The following is a 17,786-nucleotide window of genomic DNA, read 5'->3' as shown; positions in this document are numbered from 1 at the left end:
CATTAGCCGGGGATCCTGCGGTCGGCTCAGTGTAACGAGCGGGCTCCTTCGCCCTCCCGTCCAGGCGCACACCTTCCCGCCGACCGGGCGACAACACGGGAACGTTAGACAGCTCACATCCCAGGGGTGACCGTTTGACTACGCACCGTTCTCACTGCACGTAATTCCTGAGCTTCTCCGTCTCCAACGTGACGCCCACCGGCGCCGGGAGTTCCACCACCGCACCGAAGTCCCGCGACACCCGGCTGCGGTACGACCCGGCCTCCGGCTCGCTGCACACGGTGAGCGTGCAGGTGTCGCGGTCGACCAGGAGATACACCGGAATGTCCGCGGCGGCGTACCCGTCCCGACGTTCACGCCGGTCCCGGTCGCGGGAGGTGACCTCCACGGCCATCAACACGCCCTCGGGGTCGGCCCATTCGCCCTGTCCTGCGAAATGGTCCTCGGGCGCGAGAGCGCCGTCGGGGCGGGCGCGGCTCTTGCGGTACGGCTCTCGTACGCCTCCGACCGCCGCGTTCGGCGCGGGCGGCAGGCCACGGGCTCCGGTTCCGGTTCCGGTTCCGGCGGGCGGGGTGTGACGTGCAGAAAGGCGCACCACCAGTGCTCGTCGCGGGGCACGCGGGAGAAGTACGTACGCGTCACGTGCTTGAGCACCGGGCCGCCCGAGTGGCCGCCGACGCGGCGCAGATGACCGGCGGCGGTGAGCCTGCGCAGGGCGGAGCGGACGGCCAACTGCCCGTACAGCGGCTGGGACTTGGCGAGGGTCTTCACGTCGATCGCGGCGCCCTCGGGCAGCCGGTCGATGTACGCCGCGAGATACGCCTCACGCTCGGGCAGATGCGCGAAAGCCGTACGGGCCTCGGGCCCGTCGTCACCCGCGGAGCGCTTGCCGTAGCCGGGCTTGGCCGTGACTCCTCCCCCCGGATAAATCCGGGGGGCTTCTCCTGTCGGTGGCTAGGCCACGTCGGGAAGGACCAGCCCGGCCCTGAGTGCGACGTTCCATGCGCCCACCCGGTCCGCGTGGTCGCGGTGGTCACAGGTGGTGCACTGGAACTTCTCGCCGGCGCGGTTCTGCACGTCCACGTGCCCGCACTGGGGGCACGTCCGCGAGGTGTTGCGGGGGTCCACCGGGATCAGTACACGAGCGGCGCTTTCAGCCTTCTGCGCGAGGATTCCCAGGAACACCCCCCAACCCGCGTCAAGAATGCTTCGGTTGAGTCCGGCCTTCGAGGCGGCACCGTTCGGCAGGAACGCGCCGGGCGTCTCGGGGTCGGGCTTCGGATTGGGCGCGCGCACCATGTTCGCGATGCTCAGCCGCTCGTGCGCGATCCGGTCGTAGTCGCGGACCAGGGTGAGCGCGGTCTTGTGTGCGTGGTCGAGCCGCTTACGTCGCACCTTGCGGTGCAGCTTGGCGACCTTCTCCACCGCCCGGCGGTGCTTCGCCGTGCGGCCCTCCCGTTTCCGGCGACCGAACGCTTTCAGTTCACGCTGAGCTTCGGCCAGGGCATCGGCGTTGCGCTTGCCGTGCCGGGGGTTTTCGACGTGGGCGCCCTCGGAGGTGGTGAGGAAATGCGTGACGCCCATGTCGAGGCCGGTCACGGCGCCCGTTGTGGGGAGTGGTTCGGCGGCCACCTCGTCGCAGGCGAGAACGACGTACCACTGGCGTCCTTCGCGCTTGACGCTGACGGTCTTGACGCGCCCCTTCACGGCCCGGTGCTGGTGCACGCGGACGTGCCCGACGCCTTGCAGACGGACGCGGGTGACGGGATTGTGCGGGATGGAGTCCCAGCGGCAGCCGTCACCATCCTTGGGAAACTCCACGGTGTCGAACCAGTTGGCGCCCCGGAACCTGGGGTACCCGGGCTTCTCGCCGGCCTTGACGCGCCGGAAGAACGCCTGGAATGCCTTGTCCAGGCGGCGCAAGGTGGCCTGCTGGCTGGAGAACGACCAGCGCCCCTGCCGCTCGGGGTCGAACGCCCGGATGTCCTTGAGCTGTGCGGACTGCTGCCCGTACCTGACCGCTGTCTTCGACGGGTGCCGGTACGCGTCGCGTCGTTCCTGTAAGGCACCGTTGTAGAGCGAGCAGTGGTCTCGGAGCATCTCCGAGAGCGCTTGATCCTGGCGGGCGGTGGGGCGCAGGAGGAACTTGTAGGCACGGATCACACCTGTCCCTCCTTCCGCTTGTTCGTCCAGGGCTGTTCCCACTGGGTGTCGATGTGCTTCTCCACCGTGTCCGCCGAGACGGCGCCGACCGAGGCGACGAAGAACGACGACGACCACAGGGTGGGCATGCGGCTCTCGAGGTGCGGGAACTCCTATTGCCGCGAACGCCAACCCCGCGCCACGAATTCCGGCAAACCCTCCCTGTGCCGCCATCTCGCCTGCTATGGGCGTGACTTGGGCGCACAGGGCGGGTGGGTGGGAACAACTCTTACCCACCCATTCCTCAGAAACAGCGCCCGAACCCCGGCCCCCGAAGCTCGGGTCTCACCGGACCACGGGAACGGCCCCGGAGACCGGCCCCCCACCGATCCCCGAGGCCCGAAGCTCACCTACGCCCGCGCCGCCAACGAGACAAACGCCTCCCACGCCTCCGGACGGACGACCAGCTGCACACCGTCCACCACCTTGGAGTCCCGCACGCGGATTTCTCCCTGCCGGGAGGCGACCTCGATACAGGCGCCGCCCTCGCTGGCGCTGTAGCTGGACTTGGTCCAGGCGACCTCGACGCAGGCGCCGCCCTGGCCGCTGCTGTAGCTGGACTTGACCCAGGTCAGTCCATTCCGCTGGTTACTCATAGCTCTCCCAACGTGTCGCGCAGGAATTTCAGGGATTCCTCCGGATCCCAAGCCTGCGAACGGAGCATCCCATACCGCATGTTGCAGTCGGCGACCTCTTTTGAGTCAGAGATCAGCACGCTGCCCTGATGCGTCTCCGAATAGGCGAGCCGCATTTGACCGCCCGTCTCCAGCACGTAGAGGGGCCCGGCAAGGCCCGCGTGACTCTCCCTGCGCGTCGGCATGATCTGCACGTCGATGGTGCGCAGTTCGGTCAGGTTCAGCAGATGTGTGATCTGCCCCTTCATCACATGGGCTCCGCCGATGGCTCGTTCGACAGAAGCCTGCTCCATCACTGCCGTGACCAAGGGCGCCTTCTTGCCGGTCAACAGTTGCTGACGCTCCAGTCGAGCCGCCAGCCTGCGCTCCAACTGCTCGTCTTCCAGGCGCGGATACTCGCTGCGGAACACCGCCCGCGCGTACTCCTCCGTCTGGAACAGTCCCGGCAGTACGTGGTTCTCGTACATGCCCAACACGACTGCCTGCGCCTCGTACTGGACAAAGTCCTCGAACCAGTCCGGATACTTGCTCCGCACGATCTTGTCCGCCGCGTCCTGGAGCAACCCGCCCGCGCCGCACAGGTCTTCGGCGACCTGGACCATCCTGGGCGGGACCAGCCTGCGGGCCACCTCGACGGATTTGACGGTCTCCTCCGAGTAGCCGCACTCCTCGCCGAGGCGCTGGCGGCTGATTCCCGCACGCTGCCGCCACAGCCGCTGCTGGCTGCCGTACATGCGCATGGTCGGCGAGGCGTTCTCCTGGTGTCCCATCGCTCCCCCCTTTCCCGGAGCGGGCCGTCCGCTCCGCGTCGTCCCACGCGAAGTTAGTCGGCCCTCTACCGGAAATGGAGCGAACGTACGGAATTCAGCCGCCTGTTGGAGCGAGCAGACGGCGCACGACGGCCTCCCCCACGCCCCTCGCGCTGCCGGGGTTCTGACCGGTGACGAGGTTTCCGTCCTCCACGACGTACGGCTCGAACGGCTCGTCGGCGGCGGTGTATTCGGCGCCGAGCTTCCGCAGCTGCTCCTCCAGGTTGTACGGAACGGCGTCCGCGCGGTGCGCCAACTCCTCCTCCGGCCAGGAGAATCCGGTGACGCGCTTCCCTCTGACCAGGGGTTCGCCCGTCGAGAGGTCGACGTTGAGCAGCCCCGTCGCGCCGTGGCACACCGTCGACACGACCCGGCCCGACTCGTAGAACCGGGCCATCAGCGCCTCCAGTTCGGGGCTCTGCGGGAAGTCGAACATGACGCCGTGACCGCCGGTGAGATAAATGGCGTCGTAGTCCTCGGGGTTGACGTCGGCGACCCGCAGGGTGTCGTCGAGGAGGTCCATGAACTGCCGGTCCCGGTAGCGCTCTTCCGTGCCGAGCTCGGCGAGCACCGTGGCCGAAAGGCTCTCCGGGTCCAGCGGTACGCCGCCGCCCTGCGGGCTGGCGATGTCCATCGTGAAGCCCTGGCCCTCGGCGACGTCCCAGAAGTGGGTGAGCTCGCCGAGCCAGAGCCCGGTGCGCATGCCGACCTTCTGGTACTCGCCGGTGTTGGTGACGACGACCAGGATGCGTCCCGTCGCGGGCATGATCCGTTCCTCCGCTCCGTGCGGCACAGCCCCTCAGGCCACGGTAGGCGCGCCCGCGAGGTGCGGCAAAAAGGCCGCCGTCCCGCGGGTGCGGAACGGCGGCCCGAGAGCGTTTTCCCTGGTCAGCTGCGCTGCTGGAGCCCCAGCGGAAGGCCGATCTCGGCGGCCATGACCTTGCCTGCCTCGGCCTCCAGCTCACCGTCGTCGGAGGTGGCGTTGCTGTCGATGTCCAGCCCGTCCAACTCGTCGAGCGGGGTGTCGAGCCGGACGTGCGCGACGAGCGACTGGAGCGCGCGCAGGGCGGCGGAGGCGGTGGGGCCCCAGTTCGACAGGTAGGAGAACTGCCACCACCACAGGGCCTCGCTGATCCGGCCGGCGCGGTAGTGCGCCATGCCGTGCCGCAGGTCGGTGACGATGTCGGCGAGATCGTCGGAGATCCGGCAGGCGACGGGCGCGGTGCGTGGGACGTAGGGGTCGAAGACCTCGGAGTAGACGTCCACCGGCTCCAGCAGGGCGGCGAGTTTCAGCCGCATCTCGTCCACGTCGGCCTCGGGCCCGGTGTCCGGCTCGTACCGCTCGTCGGGCACGAAGTCCTCGTGCGCCCCGAGCCGCCCGCCCGCGAGGAGCAGCTGCGACAGCTCCAGGAGCAGGTACGGGACGGCACTGTCGGGGTCGTCGCCCTTGGCGACCTCCGCGACGGAGACGAGGAAGCTCTCGACCTGATCGGAGATCTGGACGGAGAACTCGTCGGGGTTCTCCTTGATCGAATTCAGCGTGGCTTCAGACATCGAGCAACCTTCTCCCCTCGAAGGCACGCCCCAGCGTGACCTCGTCGGCATACTCCAGGTCTCCCCCGACGGGCAGGCCGCTCGCCAGCCGCGTCACCTTGAGGCCCATGGCCGAGACCATGCGCGCCAGGTACGTGGCCGTGGCCTCGCCCTCGAGGTTGGGATCCGTGGCCAGGATCAGCTCCTTGACGGCGCCGTCCGCGAGTCTGGCCAGCAGCTCCCGTATCCGCAGGTCGTCCGGGCCGACGCCCTCGATCGGGCTGATCGCCCCGCCCAGCACGTGATAGCAGCCGCGGAACTCACGGGTGCGTTCGATCGCGACGACGTCCTTCGGCTCCTCCACGACGCAGATCACCGAACCGTCACGCCTCGGGTCCAGGCAGACACGGCAGCGCTCCTCCTGCGCCACGTTCCCGCAGACCGAGCAGAAGCGGACCTTCTCCTTCACCTCGGTCAGCGCGTGCGCGAGGCGGCGTACGTCCGCCGGCTCGGCCTGGAGGATGTGGAAGGCGATCCGCTGCGCGCTCTTGGGACCGACGCCGGGCAGCCTGCCCAGTTCGTCGATGAGGTCCTGGACCACGCCTTCGTACACGGATGCCGCTCCGAATCCTGTGAAGTAACTGCTCTACGAACGGTAGTTGCCGCGCGGCCCCGCCACCAGCAATCCGCCGGAGACGGGCACCGGGGCGGGCGCCGGAGGCCGGCACCCGCCCGGGAGGCGCTAGAAGGGGAGCCCGGGCATCCCGCCGCCGCCCAGCCCCTGCGCGAGCGGGCCGAGCTTCTGCTGCTGGAGTTCCTGGGCGCTTGCCGTGGCGTCGCGGACGGCGGCGAGCACGAGATCCGCGAGGGTCTCGGTGTCCTCCGGGTCCACGGCCTTGGGGTCGATCACGAGGCCCTTGAGCTCACCGGCCCCGTTCACCGTCGCCTGGACGAGGCCGCCGCCCGCGGAACCCTCCACGGGCGTCTCGGCAAGCTCCTGCTGAGCCGTGGCGAGGTCCTGCTGCATCTTCTGGGCCTGCTGCAGCAGCTGCTGCATGTCGGGCTGGCCACCACCGGGAATCACGACTTGGCTCCTGGCTCGTCGACGACGTCTTGTACTCGTAGCTGAGCCTACGTGTTCACACTCCACGCCGCCGTGCCGATACCGGCATGCACGCGTACGAGATACGACACCCCGACAATGCCACCGACAGACTGTCGCGCAGGGTGACAGAAAACGAACTCTGGGTGCGGAATGGACGGTTGAGTCGTCACCCTGCGTACCCAACGACACCGGGCCGCTCCGCTGCGCACGTCCCGCCGGACGCTCCCGCGTGAGCGAGCACCACGGGGCGCTCAGGCGGTGCCGCGCGCCCGCTCACTCGTGGTGGAACTCCTCGATGACGGTCGCGCCCAGCTCGCGCACGAACAGGTCGTGCCCGGACATGGCGGACTCGTCGAGATCCGGGTCGTCCTCGGCGGGCATGTCCTCCTCGACGCCCGCCCACGACGGCTCCTCCGCCGGGGCCGGCGCGGCGCCGCCCTCGGCCCGGCCGGACGGTGCGCCGCCGCTCTGCGCCGCGGCGAGCGCCTGCCGCGCCCCCGCGGCCGCGCCGCCGCCCGGCGCACCGGAAGCGCTCGCTCCGCCCGCGCCCTGGCCGCCCGGCGCCTCGCCCTGCGGCGGGCCGGCGGGCGGTGCCGGGGCCGGGGGCGGCGGCTGCGGGGCGGAACCCCCGCCGCCGAACCCGCCGCCGGGGCCACTCTGTCCGCCCGGTCCGCCGCCGAAGCCGCCCGCGCCGGGGCCCGGGCCGCCGCCGGACGGGCCGCCCGCGCCGCCCGAGGGATCGACGACCGCCTCGACCTTCCAGTCGACGTTCAGCGCCTGCTGGAGCGCCTGCCGGAGCATCGCCTCGCTGCCGCTGTTGTTGAAGCTGTCCCGCGCGCCCGCGTTGGAGAAGCCCAGCTGGAGCGTCGTCCCGTCGAAGCCGAGCACCTGCGCGTTCTGGCTGAGCAGGATCCAGGTGAAGCGGCGCTGGTTCTTGACCGCCTCCAGCACCGTCGGCCACATCTGCCGTACCTGCGCGGCCCCTTGCGCCGGGTCCTGACCGCCGGCGGCGGGCGCGGGAGCCTGCGCCTCCGGCTGCGCGGGCTGCGGCTGGGCCGGGGGCACCGAGGGCTGCGCGGCGGGCGCGGCCTGCGACGCGGGGGCCGCGGCGCCGGGCCACGCTCCGGGGGTGCCGCCGCCCTGGGCGCCTGCTCCTGGGGAGCCGCCGCCCTGGGCACCGCCACCGGAACCGGGCGCCGTGGCCGTCGGCCATGCCCCCGGCTGACGTTCCTGCGCACCGGACTGCGCGCCGGGGCCGGACGCGGCAGGTCCGGACGCACCGGGGCCGGACGCACCGGCCCCGGCCGGGGCGCCGTCGCCACCGGTACCGCCCGGCCACGCGCCGGGCTTCGACGCGGGGGCGGGCGGTGCGGCGGCGGGCGGTGCGGCCTGCGCGGCGGGCGCGGGCTGCTGGGCCTGCGGCTGCGGCTCGGGTGCCGCCGACTGCGGCGCGGGAACGGCCTGTTCACCCCCGGGCTGCGCGGCCGGCTGCCCACCGGGGACACCGGGCGCAGGCCCCCCGGCCGAAGGCGCGGCGGCCGGAGCCGGAGCCGCACCCGTCACGGCCGCACGCGCCGCCGCGGGCCCGCTCAGCCCCTCGGGGAGGCCCGGTGCCGGGGCGCCGCCCTGGCCGGCGAAGGCGGCACCACGCTCCAGCCGGTCCAGCCGGGCCTGCACGGAGCGCTCGTCGCCGTACGTCGCGGGGAGCAGGACGCGGGCGCAGATCAGCTCCAGCTGGAGGCGCGGCGACGTCGCCCCGCGCATCTCCGTCAGGCCGGTGTTGACCAGGTCGGCCGCGCGGCTCAGCTCGGCGGGGCCGAAGGCCTGCGCCTGCGCGCGCATCCGCTCCACCACGTCGCCCGGGGCGTCGATCAGTCCGCTGTCGGTGGCGTCCGGGACGGCGGCGAGGATCACCAGGTCGCGCAGCCGCTCCAGCAGGTCGGCGACGAAGCGGCGCGGGTCGTGCCCGCCCTCGATGACGCGGTCGACGATCTCGAAGGCCCGGGCGCCGTCACCGACGGCGAAGGCGTCCACCACGTCGTCCAGCAGCGCGCCGTCCGTGTACCCGAGGAGCGCGGTGGCCATGGCGTACGTCACGCCGTCCTCGCCCGCGCCGGCCAGCAGCTGGTCCATGACGGACATGGAGTCACGCACGGAGCCCGCGCCGGCCCGGACGGCGAGCGGCAGCACCGCGTCGTCGACGGGGATGTCCTCGCGCTCGCAGACCTCGGCGAGGTGGTCGCGCAGCGTGCCCGGCGGGACGAGGCGGAAGGGGTAGTGGTGTGTCCGCGAGCGGATGGTGCCGATGACCTTCTCGGGCTCCGTCGTCGCGAAGATGAACTTGAGGTGCTCGGGCGGCTCTTCGACCACCTTCAGCAGGGCGTTGAAGCCCGCCGAGGTGACCATGTGCGCCTCGTCGACGATGTAGATCTTGTACCGGCTGGAGGCCGGGCCGAAGAACGCCTTCTCGCGCAGCTCACGCGCGTCGTCCACACCGCCGTGCGAGGCGGCGTCGATCTCGATCACGTCGATCGAGCCGGGGCCGTTGCGCGCGAGGTCGAGGCAGGAGCGGCACTCGCCGCAGGGCGTCGGCGTCGGCCCCTGCTCGCAGTTGAGGCACCGGGCGAGGATGCGCGCACTGGTCGTCTTGCCGCAGCCGCGCGGCCCGCTGAACAGATACGCGTGGTTCACGCGGTTGTTGCGCAGGGCCTGCTGCAACGGATCGGTCACGTGCTGTTGCCCGATGACCTCCGCGAAGGTCTCGGGGCGATAGCGGCGGTACAGGGCGAGGGACGACACGACTACGACGATATCGGGGACGACTGACAAGTGACGCCAGTCTCGAACCCCGCCCGGACCGCTCATGTCACGTTCCGCGTACGGGAGATGACAGCGGGGCGACGGAAGCCGATGGAAGGCGAGAAAGCGACCCCGGAAACGCAAGCGCCCCTCACGCACCCGCCAGAGCCCTCCTACCCTTGCTGCCTTCCGGCCCTGGGGGAGTTCAGAGAGATAGCGCCACGTGAGGGGCTGCGCCCACCTTACCCGATCCCCGCCCCGTGAACCGAACCCGTACGCACACCCGTTCCGCACCGCCCCGACCTGTGACTCAGCGCACCCCGGGCACCGGCTCACGGGTTCGCGAGCACCCCTCGGCGTCTTGTAGAGTCTCCGGCGGAGGATTCGCCTAGTGGCCTAGGGCGCACGCTTGGAAAGCGTGTTGGGGGCAACCCCTCACGAGTTCGAATCTCGTATCCTCCGCCATTGCCTTCACCGGGCAATACGACGAAGGCCCCGACCGGGAAACCGGGCGGGGCTTTTGTCGTATCCCCACCCCCCGTTCCGCACAGGGAGCGGCCACCCACGGCCGGAGTACAGTGAGAGCACTACGGGGACAAAGCTCGTATATCGGTCACAGGTACCGGCTGCGGGATGGGAGATGAGGACCGTGGGCACTTTCCTGGCCGTCGTGATCGTGCTCGCCCTGATCGTCGTGGGCGCGCTGTTCATCCGCCGCGCCACCACGCACAACGGCGCGCACCAGCCGACGGGCGAACCGCACGCCCAGCAGACCGCCGAGGGCCGCGCCCAGGTCCTGGACCCGGGGGACGAGCACCGGACGCGCTCCACCTGACGCGCCCCAACCGGCTTGCCGCCGCGCACCGTTCACCGGCGGACGGGGTGCGGCCGCGCGCGTGTGCAGAGGCACCCCTCCGCGTCTTGTAGAGTTTTCCGTGGAGGATTCGCCTAGTGGCCTAGGGCGCACGCTTGGAAAGCGTGTTGGGGGCAACCCCTCACGAGTTCGAATCTCGTATCCTCCGCCATTGCCTTCACCGGGCAATACGACGAAGGCCCCGACCGGGAAACCGGCCGGGGCCTTCGTCGTTCCCCGGGCGCTTCCAACTCCGCGCTGCGGCAGGGGAGTTGCCGGGCCGGTCAGCGGACCGTGGCCTTGTCCTGCCAGGCGGTGAAGGTGCCGTCCGCGAGGTGGCCCGACCAGGTGCCGCAGTTGGTGCCGGCCTTGGCGGCCGTCCCCTCGGGGAACCAGTCGGCCTTGAGCTGCGGCTCGCCCTGGGGCTTGCCGGGCTTGCACGGGGCGGGCAGCTTTCCGTCCTTCGGGGTGAAGGAGAGGAGGCGGTCGTCGCCGGTGGTGGAGAGCACGTACTTCACGTCTCTCGCGTCGTCCGGCAGCCAGCGCGGCATGGAGGCGCGGTCCTCCTTGGCCTCCGCCCCCGTCTTGTACTCCGACCTCTCCTGGTGGCGGTCGAAGGGGTTCATCGAGCCGCAGGCGGTGAGGCCCAGGGCGAGCGCGGTGCCGCCGGCGGCGAGGAGGGTGGTGCGCAGGGCGCGGGTCATCCGGTGGTCCTTTCTCCGCGGTGGCCGCCACGGAGAGGCCGTACCGCTGTGACTGCTGCGAGGCGTCCGCCGTGGACGCCTTTCCAGTCTGTTGGCGCCGAATGCCCGTTTCCGTACGGCTCAGGGACGGCTTCGCCGTCCGTCTCCGGCCGTACGGGCCCCTACGGGGAGCGGGTCCGTCCCTGAGGGTTCACGGCGCACCCGGGGGCCCGGGGCTTTCGTACGCTGGACGTGCAGCTGGTTCGCCCTGCCCGCCAGGCAGGCGCGTCGTAAGAGGGAACCCGGTGGGAGTCCGGGACTGCCCCGCAGCGGTGAGTGGGAACGACCGCCGTCATCGAGCACTGGAGTGCGGTGAGCGGCTCCGGGAAGCGACGGCCAGTAGATGCCCGAACGCGTCGGGCGTGCCCACCAGTCCGAAGACCTGCCACTGCCCGTGCGCGAGAGCCGTGCACGGCAGCGCGCGACCCGCGGCCGGGTCCGTGACGTGACTCGCGAAGGAGAGTTCCGTGCCACAGCAGCAGCCGGACGGCGACCACCGGACCGTGCCCCGGCAGCCCGCGTCCCGGGAGACCGCGGCCAGGACCGCGGGGAGCGGGGCACGGCACTGTGTCCTGCTCAAGCACGGCGAGATCTTCCTCAGGGGCCGCAACCGCGAGCACTTCGAGGCCCGGCTGCGCGACAACCTGCGGCTGGCCCTGCGCGGCCTGGAGGGCTCCGTCTGGATCCGGAAGGAGCCGAACGTCACCGTCGTGGGCAGCGAGAGCGACGGTGACGGGGACGCGGTCGGGCTGGACGAGCTGGTGGAGCGCGTCCGCCGGGTGATCGGGTTCAACACCGTGCAGCCGGCCGTGCGCGTCCCGTCCACGGAGGAGGACATCTACGCGGCGGCCGTCGCGGAACTGTCCGCCGCGCGGGACGAGGCGCACCCGCGGATCACCTTCGCCGTCCGCGCCCGCCGCCGGGACAAGAACTTCCCCGTGAAGTCCTCCCGCTTCTCGGCCCTGATCGGCGCCCGGGTGCAGGCCGAACTCGGCCTCCCGGTCGATCTCTCCGCCCCCGACGTCGAGTTGAACGTCGAGGTGGAGAAGCACGAGACGTACGTCTCGCGGGTGCGGCTGCGCGGGCAGGGCGGTCTGCCGGTGGGCACCAGCGGCCGCGCCCTGGTGCTGCTCTCCGGCGGCTACGACTCGCCCGTCGCCGCCTACCGTGCGATGCGGCGCGGGCTGCGCTGCGATTTCGTGCACTTCACCGGGGCGCCGTACACGAACCCGTCCTCCGCGTACAAGGCGTACGCGCTGGCGCGTGAGCTCAACCGGTACCAGCCCGACGGGAAGCTGCACATCGTGCCGATGGGCGCGGCCCAGAAGCAGCTGGCGATCGTCGGGGCCGGGCGGTACCAAGTGGTGGCGCAGCGGCGGCTGATGGTGCGCGCCGCGGGCGAACTGGCGCGCCGGCTGCACGCCGAGACGCTGGTGACCGGCGACAACCTCGGGCAGGTGGCCAGCCAGACGCTGAAGAACCTGGCCGCCGTCGACGAGGCGTCCGTCCTGCCGGTGCTGCGCCCGCTGGTCGGCTGGGAGAAGCAGGAGATCATCGACGAGGCGCGGGGCATCGGCACCGCGGACATCTCCGTACTTCCCGACGAGGACTGCTGCCAGCTGCTGACGCCGGAGAAGGTCACCACCGCCGCGCGGCTGCCGGACCTCGAACGCATCGAGCGGCGGCTGGAGATGGACGAGATCATCGAGGAGCTGCTGGACAGCGCGCAGCGCCTCACCCCCGGCGCCGACGCGGGCCCCTCCGGCCTCACCGCACCGAGCTGCGCGGGCACGGCCTGATGGCGCCGGAGCGGCACGTCCTCGTCGTCGGCATCGGCGCGGGCGACCCGGAGCACCTGACCTTCGCCGCGGTCCACGCCATGCGGCGGGCCGACGTCTTCTTCGTGATCGAGAAGGGCGAGGCGAAGGCGGGCCTGACGCGGCTGCGCCGGGACGTGCTGGACGCACACGTGCCCGGCCCGTTCCGGATCGTCGAGGCGGACGACCCGTGGCGGGACCGCACCCGGCGGGAGGCCGGGGCGTACGCCTCGGCCGTGCACGGCTGGCGGGGGCGGCGGGCAGACCTGTTCGAGCGGCTGATCCGCGAGGAGCTCGCGCCGGGCGAGTGCGGCGCGTTCCTGGTGTGGGGCGACCCGGGGCTGTACGACAGCACGCTCGGGGTGCTGGAGGAGGTCACCGCGCGGGGCACGGTGGCCTTCGGCTACGAGGTGGTGCCCGGGGTGAGCAGCGTCTCCGCGCTGGCCGCCCGGCACCGCATCCCGCTGAACCGGGTCGGCCGTCCCGTGCACATCACGCCGGGGCGCCAACTGGCCGACCGGCTCCCGGAGTTCCTCGGCGGCGAGAGCGACGTCGTCGTCATGCTCGACACCACCGAGGCGCTCCCCCAGCTCGCCGAGCGGGCCGGTGCGGCGCTGTGGATCTACTGGGGCGCCTACCTGGGCACCCCGGACGAACTCCTCGTCGCCGGGCCGCTGCCGGAGGTGGCGGCCCGCATCGACGCGCTGCGGAAGCGCGCCCGCGCGGAGCACGGCTGGATCATGGACACCTATCTGCTCCGCTTCACCGGCCGGCCCTCCGGAACGGACTGAGCGACGGAGAACGAACCGTGCGCGGGGGTGCGCGCCGCCGCACGCACCCCCGCGCGCGGGCTCAGGACAGCGGCCCGTAGGACTCGGGGCGGCGGGTGGCCAGGAACGGGAAGAGCTCCAGCCAGTCGCGGCGCGCGTCCAGGTCCAGGTCGGCGACCAGGACGGCGGCCTCGTCCCGCGGGGCCTGCGCGAGGACCCGGCCGTACGGGTCGACGATGAAGGAGCTGCCGTAGAAGGTCAGCGTGCCCTCGGTGCCGATGCGGTTGGGGACGACCATGAACGTCGCGTTGGCGATGGCGTTGCCCGTGATGACCTTCTGCCACAGCGGCTGGGTGTCGAAGCCGGGGTGGCCGGGCTCGGAGCCGATGGCCGTCGGGTAGACGAGGACGTCGGTCCCGGCGAGCGAGTAGGCGCGGGCCAACTCGGGGAACCACTGGTCCCAGCAGGTCGGCAGGCCGACGCGGGCCTGCTCGACGTCGACCGGCGCGTAGGCGTCGTCCCCGGCCGGGCCCTGCCGGAACCAGTGGTCCTCGTAGTAGCCCTCGGAGACGGGGATGTGCATCTTGCGGGTGCGGCGGACGAGCGTGCCGTCGGGGGCCACGAGGATCGCGGTGTTGTAGCCGAGCCCGTCGTCCGAGCCGTCCGGGGCCGGGGCCTTCTCGTAGAGCGAGGCGTGCACGTACACGCCGTACTCGCGGGCCGCCTCGGCGGCGAAGGTGAAGGTCGGGCCCGACTCCAGCTCCTCGGGGCCGGCGGGCGCGGGGTGGTCGGCCTTGCGGACCACGGCGAAGTACGGGGAGAGGGTCAGCTCCTGGAGGCACACCACCCGGGCGCCCTCCTCCGCGGCGAGGCGGATGCCCTCGCGCAGTGCTGCCTTGTGCTCGGCCGGGTCGCTGTGCCAGCGCTCCTGCACGGCGGCGACGCGGAACGGCTCGCGCTCGGCGGGGCGGGTGCGGGTGGGCGATGCGGGCGGGTTGTACGCGGTGATCACACGCATGAGGGCTCCCGATGACGTGACGGGGGGGGGACGAGCGGCGGGTGGGGCGGACGGTGGGGAGGGTCCGGCGCACGGGGCGCCGGACACCGCCCACCACCTTGCCGGAACGTTCCGGCACGGAGCAATGTACGCACGGCCGGAACGTTCCGGCAAGCCCCGTCCGGCAACCGCCCGCGGGGATAGACTTGCGGACTTGTGAGCAGTCGCAGCGTGAATCTCGTCGATGTCGCCCGCGCGGCCGGGGTCTCCAAGAGCACCGTCTCCGACGCGCTCCAGGGCTCGGGCCGGGTCGCGGAGGCGACCCGCGAGCGGGTCCGCGAGGTCGCCAGGGAGCTCGGCTACCGCCCCAACAGCGCGGCCCGCAGCCTCCGCCGCGCCGGCACCGGCGCCGTCGGCCTGCACCTCCCGCAGACCGCGACCCGGCTCGACTACTACATGCGCCTCGCCTTCGGCGCCGCCGCGCGCGCCCAGGAGGACGGCCTCGACGTCGTCCTCCTCGCCCCGGCCGGCGGCACCGGCGGGCCGCTCGCCTCCCGCGTCGACGGGCTGCTCGTCATCGACCCCGAGGCGGGCGACGAAACCGTGCACGGCCTGCTCGGCGCGGGCGTCCCCGTCGTCACCGGCGAGCGCTACCTGGGCCCCGCCTCGGGCCCCAGCGGCGCCGTCGTCTGCGACAACGCCGCTTCGCTGACCGCGCTGCTGGACCACCTCGGCGCCCGGGGCGCCCGGCGCCCCGCGCTGCTCGCCCCCGCCGGAAGCTCCGCCTGGGCCACCGCGCTGCGCGAGACGGCGGGCACCTGGGGGCGCGACAACGGCGGAACTCCCGTCGCCGTACGCACCGTTCCGTTCGCGGCCACCCCCGCCGAGGCCGAGGCCGCCACCCGCCGGCTGCTCACCGAGGAGCCGGACATCGACGCCGTCGTCTGCGCCCCGGACGGCGCGGCGCCCGGCGTGCTCCAGGCCGCCGCGGCGCTGGGCCGCGAGGCCGGGCGCGACCTGCTGGTGGCCTCCTGCGTGGACGGCGTCACCACCCGGGGCGCGATCCCCCCGGTCACCGCCGTGGACCTGCGTCCCACGGACTACGGGCGGGCCTGCGCGGAGCTGCTGAGCGACATCCTCGCGGACCGCGCCCCGCGCGACGCCGTACGCCACCACGACTGGACCCTGCGCACCCGCGCCTCCACCGGCGCCGGCTGAGGCGCCGGGCGCGTCAGCCGCGCGCCGGCTTGCGGGCCTCGACGAGGGTGCGGGTCGCGTGGGCGACGAAGGGGCCGTCCGCCTGGATCCGGTCGTGCAGGGCGCGCAGCCGCTCGCGGTGGGCGGCCACGGTGAAACCGGGCACCATCCAGATCACCTTGCGCAGGAAATAGACCACGGCGCCGACGTCGAAGAACTCCGTCCGGAGCCGCTCGCAGCGCACGTCCACGACGTCCAGCCCGGCGGCCCGCGCCTGAGCGCACTCCAGGTCCGGATGCCGCAGGCGGGCGGCCTCGGGCTGCGGGCCGAGGAAGTACTCCACCAGCTCGAACACCGAGGCGTGGCCCACGTGTTGGGCGAAGTACGTGCCGCCGGGGCGGAGCACGCGGGCGATCTCCGTCCAGTGGACCGTCGCCGGGTGCCGGCTGGTGACCAGGTCGAACGCCTCGTCCGCGAAGGGCAGCGGGGGCTCGTCCGGGTCGGCGACGACGACGGCGCCCAGCGGGTGCAGCAGCCGGGTGGCCTTCTCGACGTTCGGCGGCCAGGACTCGGTGGCGACCATCGTGGCGGGCAGCGCTCCCGCCGCCCCGGCCAGGACCTCGCCGCCGCCCGTCTGCACGTCGAGGGCGGCGGAGGCGGACGCCAGCCGCCCGGCCATCGACCGCTGGTATCCCCAGGACGGCCGCTCCTCCGTCGCCCGGCCGTCCAGCCAGGAGAAGTCCCAGCCCTCCACGGGAGCGTCCTCGGCCTCGGCGAGCAAATCGTCAAACGTACGTGCCATGCCCGCATCCTCACCCCGCCGCACCGCGACTGCCAGCGGTTTTCCCGGCGGCCCGGCGCACTGTCCACAGCTGGGGACGAAGGGCCGGACGTGCGGTCGGCGACGGCGGTACGGCGAGCCGGGTGACAGCGGGCGGCCCGTCACTACAGCGTGGTTCCACCGTCCGGTCCGGCCACGAGCACAGTGGGCGGCGGCAGAAGGAGAGTTCAGGAACAGGTGGACGCGGCGAAGGAACCACGGGACGGAGAGCAGCGCTCCCGGCACGGCGGAGTGCGGGCGCGGCTGCGCGACTGGGCGGGCGGCACGCGCCGCGTCCCCGGCCGGATGCGGAACTGGGTGCGGCGGGCGCGGGACACCGCCGGGTACGAGCGGGACACCGCGCTGCTGCTCGCGAAGAGCGCCCTGGCGGGCGTCGTCTCCTGGGCGGTGGCGGACGGGGTGTTCGCCTCGCCGCAGGCCACCTACGCGCCGTTCACCGCGCTGCTGGTGGTGCAGTCCACGGTGTACCGGACGCTGTTGCAGTCCGCGCAGTACCTCGCCGCCGTGCTGCTGGGGGTGCTCGCCGCCGCACTGACCGGGAGCTTCCTCCAGCCGGCGCTGGTGGCCTTCGCCGTGATGCTCGTCGTCGGGCTGCTCGGCGGCCGCTGGAACCGGCTCGGCGCACAGGGCGCGCAGGTGCCCGTCATCGGGATCTTCGCGTTCAACTCCCTCTCCGGGGGCGCGACGGGGGCGCTCACCGACATCGTCGGCATGGTGGTGCTCGGCGCGGCGGTGGGCGTCCTGAGCAACCTGCTGCTGCTCCCGCCGATGCGGTACCGGGACGCGGAACAGGGCGTGCGGGAGCTGGCCTCCGCGCTGCACACGCTGCTGTGCGACATGTCCGAGGGCCTGCGCGAGGGCGTACCGAGCTCCGACACGGCGGACGACTGGGTGCGCCGCACCGCCGCGATGGACGGGACGGCGCGCAAGGCGCGGCAGGCGGTGGAGCACGGCGCGGAGAGCGTCTCGTACAACCCGCGCCGGCTGCTGTCGCGCCGCCATCCCACGACCTTCGAGGGCTGCCGGACCGCCGTGGAGTGCCTGGAGCGGGCGAGCGAGCAGGTGCGGAGCATCGCCAGGGGCGTCCAGCACGCCTCGGACGGCGGGGAGCGGGAGCCGGGCGGCGGGGCCGACCGGCGCCCCGAGACGCCCGGTTCGCGGTTCCTGCGCTCCTACGCGCGGCTGCTGGAGGTCACCGCCGCCATGGCCCGCGACCTCGGCCGCACGGCCGACGGCAAGGAGGACCGGGACGGCCGCGACGAGGAGTCCGGGGACGGTGAGTACGCCGCGCTGGAGCGGCACCGGGAGGAGGGCCGCCGGAGGTACGGCGAGCTCGCCGAGGAGATCGAGGAGCGGCCCGAATGGCCCGCCGGCGGGGCGCTGTTGATCGACGCGGAGCGTCTGATGCAGGAATTCGACCGCGTCCAGCACCAGGGCTCGCCCCCGCCGCCCCACCAGGACGGCGGCTGAACCACCGGGCCCGGC

The 17,786-nt window shown here is 72.6% G+C and carries 17 protein-coding genes, 2 tRNA genes, 1 other RNA gene, 1 pseudogene and 1 riboswitch; of the genes and pseudogenes, 7 read left to right on the top strand and 14 right to left on the bottom strand.

Annotation, left to right across the window (positions count from 1 at the left end; genetic code table 11):
* Positions 1–151: 151 nt before the first annotated feature.
* The 11 genes and pseudogenes from HCC30_RS11295 to ffs form a co-directional block, all read right to left on the bottom strand.
* Positions 152–598, bottom strand: coding sequence for a Uma2 family endonuclease (locus tag HCC30_RS11295; protein WP_346776587.1), 447 nt, complete (start codon positions 596–598; stop codon positions 152–154).
* A 356-nt stretch (positions 599–954) separates the two neighbouring features.
* Positions 955–2,163, bottom strand: coding sequence for an RNA-guided endonuclease TnpB family protein (locus HCC30_RS11290; protein ID WP_169442320.1), 1,209 nt, complete (start codon positions 2,161–2,163; stop codon positions 955–957).
* Positions 2,160–2,303: pseudogene (locus HCC30_RS11285) on the bottom strand (hypothetical protein); the annotation flags it as partial. The gene HCC30_RS11290 and the pseudogene HCC30_RS11285, both read right to left, overlap by 4 nt.
* 249 nt (positions 2,304–2,552) lie before the next feature.
* Complete coding sequence (locus tag HCC30_RS11280) at positions 2,553–2,798, bottom strand: DUF397 domain-containing protein (protein WP_169442319.1); 246 nt, start codon at positions 2,796–2,798, stop codon at positions 2,553–2,555.
* Positions 2,795–3,607 carry a helix-turn-helix transcriptional regulator gene (locus HCC30_RS11275; RefSeq protein ID WP_169442318.1) on the bottom strand — a complete coding sequence of 271 codons (813 nt, stop codon included), beginning with the start codon at positions 3,605–3,607 and terminating at the stop codon, positions 2,795–2,797. Before HCC30_RS11275 ends, HCC30_RS11280 begins: the two co-directional genes overlap by 4 nt.
* A 94-nt stretch (positions 3,608–3,701) precedes the next feature.
* A complete protein-coding gene (locus HCC30_RS11270; protein ID WP_206323692.1) occupies positions 3,702–4,412 on the bottom strand; it encodes a type 1 glutamine amidotransferase domain-containing protein in 711 nt (236 codons plus the stop codon).
* A gap of 122 nt (positions 4,413–4,534) precedes the next feature.
* Positions 4,535–5,200, bottom strand: a complete 666-nt coding sequence (locus HCC30_RS11265; RefSeq protein ID WP_169442317.1) for a DUF5063 domain-containing protein — start codon at positions 5,198–5,200, stop codon at positions 4,535–4,537.
* Positions 5,193–5,792 carry a recombination mediator RecR gene (recR, locus tag HCC30_RS11260; protein WP_169442316.1) on the bottom strand — a complete coding sequence of 200 codons (600 nt, stop codon included), beginning with the start codon at positions 5,790–5,792 and terminating at the stop codon, positions 5,193–5,195. Before recR ends, HCC30_RS11265 begins: the two co-directional genes overlap by 8 nt.
* Positions 5,793–5,921: 129 nt before the next feature.
* Positions 5,922–6,263, bottom strand: coding sequence for a YbaB/EbfC family nucleoid-associated protein (locus tag HCC30_RS11255; RefSeq protein WP_169442315.1), 342 nt, complete (start codon positions 6,261–6,263; stop codon positions 5,922–5,924).
* 294 nt (positions 6,264–6,557) lie between these two features.
* Positions 6,558–9,083, bottom strand: a complete 2,526-nt coding sequence (locus HCC30_RS11250) for a DNA polymerase III subunit gamma and tau (protein WP_346776586.1) — start codon at positions 9,081–9,083, stop codon at positions 6,558–6,560.
* A gap of 137 nt (positions 9,084–9,220) precedes the next feature.
* Positions 9,221–9,319: signal recognition particle sRNA small type (gene ffs / locus HCC30_RS11245), an RNA gene on the bottom strand.
* A 141-nt stretch (positions 9,320–9,460) separates the two neighbouring features.
* Between ffs and HCC30_RS11240 the strand changes: the two genes are divergently transcribed.
* From HCC30_RS11240 to HCC30_RS11230, 3 genes are all read left to right on the top strand, one after another.
* Positions 9,461–9,548, top strand: a tRNA-Ser gene (locus HCC30_RS11240).
* Positions 9,549–9,732: 184 nt separating this feature from the next.
* Positions 9,733–9,918, top strand: a complete 186-nt coding sequence (locus HCC30_RS11235) for a hypothetical protein (protein ID WP_169442313.1) — start codon at positions 9,733–9,735, stop codon at positions 9,916–9,918.
* 102 nt (positions 9,919–10,020) lie between these two features.
* Positions 10,021–10,108: transfer RNA gene (locus HCC30_RS11230), tRNA-Ser, on the top strand.
* Positions 10,109–10,220: 112 nt separating this feature from the next.
* Here HCC30_RS11230 and HCC30_RS11225 read toward each other — a convergent pair.
* Positions 10,221–10,640, bottom strand: coding sequence for a hypothetical protein (locus tag HCC30_RS11225; protein WP_169442312.1), 420 nt, complete (start codon positions 10,638–10,640; stop codon positions 10,221–10,223).
* A 221-nt stretch (positions 10,641–10,861) separates the two neighbouring features.
* A riboswitch (cobalamin riboswitch) is annotated at positions 10,862–11,084 on the top strand.
* A gap of 167 nt (positions 11,085–11,251) precedes the next feature.
* Between HCC30_RS11225 and thiI the strand changes: the two genes are divergently transcribed.
* Positions 11,252–12,478 carry a tRNA uracil 4-sulfurtransferase ThiI gene (gene thiI, locus HCC30_RS11220; RefSeq protein ID WP_206323713.1) on the top strand — a complete coding sequence of 409 codons (1,227 nt, stop codon included), beginning with the start codon at positions 11,252–11,254 and terminating at the stop codon, positions 12,476–12,478.
* A complete protein-coding gene (gene cobF / locus HCC30_RS11215; protein WP_169442311.1) occupies positions 12,478–13,287 on the top strand; it encodes a precorrin-6A synthase (deacetylating) in 810 nt (269 codons plus the stop codon). Before thiI ends, cobF begins: the two co-directional genes overlap by 1 nt.
* 61 nt (positions 13,288–13,348) lie before the next feature.
* On the opposite strand, the gene HCC30_RS11210 is transcribed toward cobF, so the two are convergent.
* Positions 13,349–14,284: a carbon-nitrogen hydrolase gene (locus HCC30_RS11210; protein ID WP_169442310.1), complete on the bottom strand. Its 936-nt coding sequence runs from the start codon at positions 14,282–14,284 to the stop codon at positions 13,349–13,351.
* Positions 14,285–14,479: 195 nt separating this feature from the next.
* Here HCC30_RS11210 and HCC30_RS11205 point away from each other — a divergent pair, with 195 nt between their 5' ends.
* The gene (locus HCC30_RS11205) at positions 14,480–15,481 is read left to right on the top strand and encodes a LacI family DNA-binding transcriptional regulator (protein ID WP_169442309.1); all 1,002 of its coding nucleotides are present in this window, start codon (positions 14,480–14,482) and stop codon (positions 15,479–15,481) included.
* Positions 15,482–15,494: 13 nt separating this feature from the next.
* Here HCC30_RS11205 and HCC30_RS11200 read toward each other — a convergent pair whose 3' ends face one another.
* The gene (locus tag HCC30_RS11200) at positions 15,495–16,262 is read right to left on the bottom strand and encodes a class I SAM-dependent methyltransferase (RefSeq protein WP_169442308.1); all 768 of its coding nucleotides are present in this window, start codon (positions 16,260–16,262) and stop codon (positions 15,495–15,497) included.
* 216 nt (positions 16,263–16,478) lie between these two features.
* Between HCC30_RS11200 and HCC30_RS11195 the strand changes: the two genes are divergently transcribed.
* A complete protein-coding gene (locus HCC30_RS11195) occupies positions 16,479–17,771 on the top strand; it encodes an FUSC family protein (protein WP_169442307.1) in 1,293 nt (430 codons plus the stop codon).
* Positions 17,772–17,786 lie beyond the last annotated feature (15 nt).

Source organism: Streptomyces sp. HNM0574, assembly GCF_012726235.1.
GTDB lineage: Bacteria > Actinomycetota > Actinomycetes > Streptomycetales > Streptomycetaceae > Streptomyces.
The sequence above is the reverse complement of the archived record's forward strand: the minus strand, read 5'-3'. Positions and strand labels throughout refer to the sequence as shown.

Bases quoted from the DNA above. Each gene is read 5' to 3' on its own strand.
- HCC30_RS11280 (WP_169442319.1), bottom strand. From the start codon at position 2,798: ATGAGTAACCAGCGGAATGGACTGACCTGGGTCAAGTCCAGCTACAGC.
- HCC30_RS11275 (WP_169442318.1), bottom strand. From the start codon at position 3,607: ATGGGACACCAGGAGAACGCCTCGCCGACCATGCGCATGTACGGCAGC.
- HCC30_RS11270 (WP_206323692.1), bottom strand. From the start codon at position 4,412: ATGCCCGCGACGGGACGCATCCTGGTCGTCGTCACCAACACCGGCGAG.
- HCC30_RS11265 (WP_169442317.1), bottom strand. From the start codon at position 5,200: ATGTCTGAAGCCACGCTGAATTCGATCAAGGAGAACCCCGACGAGTTC.
- HCC30_RS11225 (WP_169442312.1), bottom strand. From the start codon at position 10,640: ATGACCCGCGCCCTGCGCACCACCCTCCTCGCCGCCGGCGGCACCGCG.
- cobF (WP_169442311.1), top strand. From the start codon at position 12,478: ATGGCGCCGGAGCGGCACGTCCTCGTCGTCGGCATCGGCGCGGGCGAC.
- HCC30_RS11210 (WP_169442310.1), bottom strand. From the start codon at position 14,284: ATGCGTGTGATCACCGCGTACAACCCGCCCGCATCGCCCACCCGCACC.
- HCC30_RS11200 (WP_169442308.1), bottom strand. From the start codon at position 16,262: ATGGCACGTACGTTTGACGATTTGCTCGCCGAGGCCGAGGACGCTCCC.